Genomic DNA, 2,583 nt, shown 5'->3' with positions numbered 1-2,583 from the left:
CCAGCGCCTTGGCCACATCGCGCACCGCGCCGGCGCCGTGATAGCTGCTGACGACCGCCGTCAGCGCCGCACGATTGCGACCATAGCGCTGGAACACGTACTGGAGGACTTCCTCGCGGCGCTCATGCTCGAAATCGACGTCGATGTCCGGCGGTTCGTTGCGCTCCTTGGAGAGGAAGCGTTCGAACAGCATGTTCATCCGCTCAGGGTCGATTTCTGTGATGCCCAAGGCGAAACACACCGCCGAGTTGGCCGCCGAGCCTCGGCCCTGACAGAGAATTTTCTGCCCACGGGCGAAGGCCACGATGTCCTGAACGGTGAGAAAATAGCTTTCATAACCGAGCTCGGCGATCAGTCCCAGCTCCTTGTCGATCAACCCGCGCACCTTCGGGCTGGCCCCTTCCGGCCAGCGCTCGCGAATGCCGCGTTCGGTCAGCTCACTCAGCCAGGACGTTGCGCTGTGACCTTGCGGCACCAACTCCCGGGGATACTGATAACGCAACTGGCCAAGGTCGAAGGTGCAGCGCCGGGCGATGTTCAGGGTTTCGTCGAGCAGGGCCTGCGGATAGATCGACTGCAAGGCATCGAGGCTGCGCAAATGCCGCTCGCCGTTGGGGTGCAGGCGCAACCCGGCGTCCGCCACCGGCAGGTGATGACGGATCGCGGTCATGGTGTCCTGCAAGGCCCGGCGCCCGCGCGCGTGCATGTGCACATCGCCGCTGGCCACCGCCGCAATGCCCAGCTCCCGGGCCAGGGCCCACAGATTGTGCAGGCGCCGGCTATCGTCCTGACCGCAATGCAGCTGCACCGCCAGCCACAGGCGTTCAGCGAAGACCTGCTTCAGCCAGTGGCCCTCTTCCAGGGCATCGACCGCGTCCGGCACCCACAACGCCAGCAATCCTGGCAACGGCTCGCTGAAATCTTCCCGCAGCAGCTGATACTGGCCTTTTTGCGTGCGACGCCGGGCCCGGGTGATCAGTCGGCACAAGGTCTGGTAGCCCTCGAGGTTCTCCACCAGCAACACCAGTTTCGGCCCCTTCTCGATGCGGATTTCGCTGCCGATGATCAGCGGCAGCTCAACGGATTTGGCCGCCTGCCAGGCGCGGACGATCCCGGCCAGGGTGCACTCATCGGTGATCGCCAGCGCCTGATAGCCGTGTTTTTTCGCCCGTTGAAACAGCTCCAGGGCACTGGAGGCACCGCGCTGGAAACTGAAGTTCGACAGGCAGTGCAGTTCGGCATACCCGATGCTCATGAGAACCAGCCCTGCAGCCACAACGGGCCGCCCTCGCCCACCGCACGGTAGGCCCACCCCTGTTGGCCGGCACGGGTTTCGATCAGGTAGTAATCCCGGCGCACGTCGTCGCCGTCCCACCATCCGGACTCGATGCGTTCCGGCCCCATGAGGATGCGGGTCGAGCCTTCGTGGATCGCCAGCGGTTCGCTGAGCAACCAGCCCGGCCGTTGCACGCTGCCAAAGCCTGCGCAAGGCTGGCTGTCGGCACTGGCCTGCCACGCGCACTCGGGGCGGTGATCGGCCTGGAAACGCAAGCCATGCACCGCGTCATCCCCCAGCCGTGCGCGCAGCCGTTCGCGCAGTTGCTCCCAGGGCAAGGATTGCTGCGGGCGATCGTCGAACAGTTCCTGAAACTGCGGCACAAAGGCCGGCAAGTCTTCGGCACACAGGCGAAAACCGCGCACCGGGGCTTCGACCTGAACCTGCTCCAGCCGCCCTCGGGCCAGTTCGAACAGCATCGCCGGATCGCGTTCGGCGCTGAGCAGGCCGACCTTGATCACGCTGTCCGGCAACCCGGCGTGTTCCAGGTGCAGGTCGAAACGCTGCACGCCGCTGTCACGACCGCAGAGAAACGCCGACAGGTCGCCGGTCAAGCGCCGCAGCGGAAACAGCAAGGCCTGATGGGATTGCACATCGAAGTTGAGCTCGATGCGCACATCGAAACGGTCCGGCGGCAGGTAGTACACCAGCGCCAGCCGTCGCAACCCGAGCAACGCGTCCAGATGCTTGAGCACTTGCGCTTCGAAACGCCGGGCCAGGCTGTGCCGGGGCAGCGCCTGCACCTGACTGAGGGTGCGCAGCCCCATGCGCGACAGCGCCGTGGCGACATCGGCTTCCAGCCCGATCCGGTCGACCGGCATTTGCCCGAGGCGATCCTGCAAGGCTTGATCGTCGGGCACCACCAGACCGTCATAGGCGTTGGCCAGCACCCGCGCCGCCACCGGGTTGGGCGCGGCGACAATGCGGTGGCGAAAGCCCAGCTCGCCGAGTTCGTTGCGCAAGCGCGCCTCGAATTGCGGCCAGGCACCAAACAGTCCCAGGCTGGACTCGATCTCAAACACCAGCGCACGCGGGTAATGCACGCTGACCTGGGAGCTGAACCGGTAGGCCCAGGCCGCCAGAAATTGCTGCCAGTGTTCGATGTCGGCGACGTCGTACTCGGCCGTGACAAAGCCTTTGCTCAACGCCTGAGCAGCGCTGATGGACTGGCCGGGGCGTAAACCCAGCGCCCGCGCCGGACCGTTGACCGCCTGCAACACCCGGCGCTGGGCCGGACCGGTCAGCAG

2 protein-coding genes are annotated in these 2,583 nt (G+C 65.7%); both read right to left on the bottom strand.

Features of this window, described 5'->3' with window-relative positions; all coding sequences use genetic code 11:
* The coding region (locus GBC55_RS29625) for a PHP domain-containing protein (RefSeq protein ID WP_247267076.1) at positions 1–1,276 on the bottom strand (1,276 nt) is incomplete at its 3' end.
* A partial coding sequence (locus tag GBC55_RS29620; RefSeq protein WP_247267075.1) for a DNA polymerase Y family protein occupies positions 1,252–2,583 on the bottom strand: 1,332 nt, incomplete at its 5' end. The genes GBC55_RS29625 and GBC55_RS29620, both read right to left, overlap by 25 nt.

Source organism: Pseudomonas sp. TNT3, from assembly GCF_010095445.2.
Taxonomy (GTDB): Bacteria; Pseudomonadota; Gammaproteobacteria; order Pseudomonadales; family Pseudomonadaceae; genus Aquipseudomonas.
This window is presented reverse-complemented; position numbering and strand designations above follow the sequence as displayed.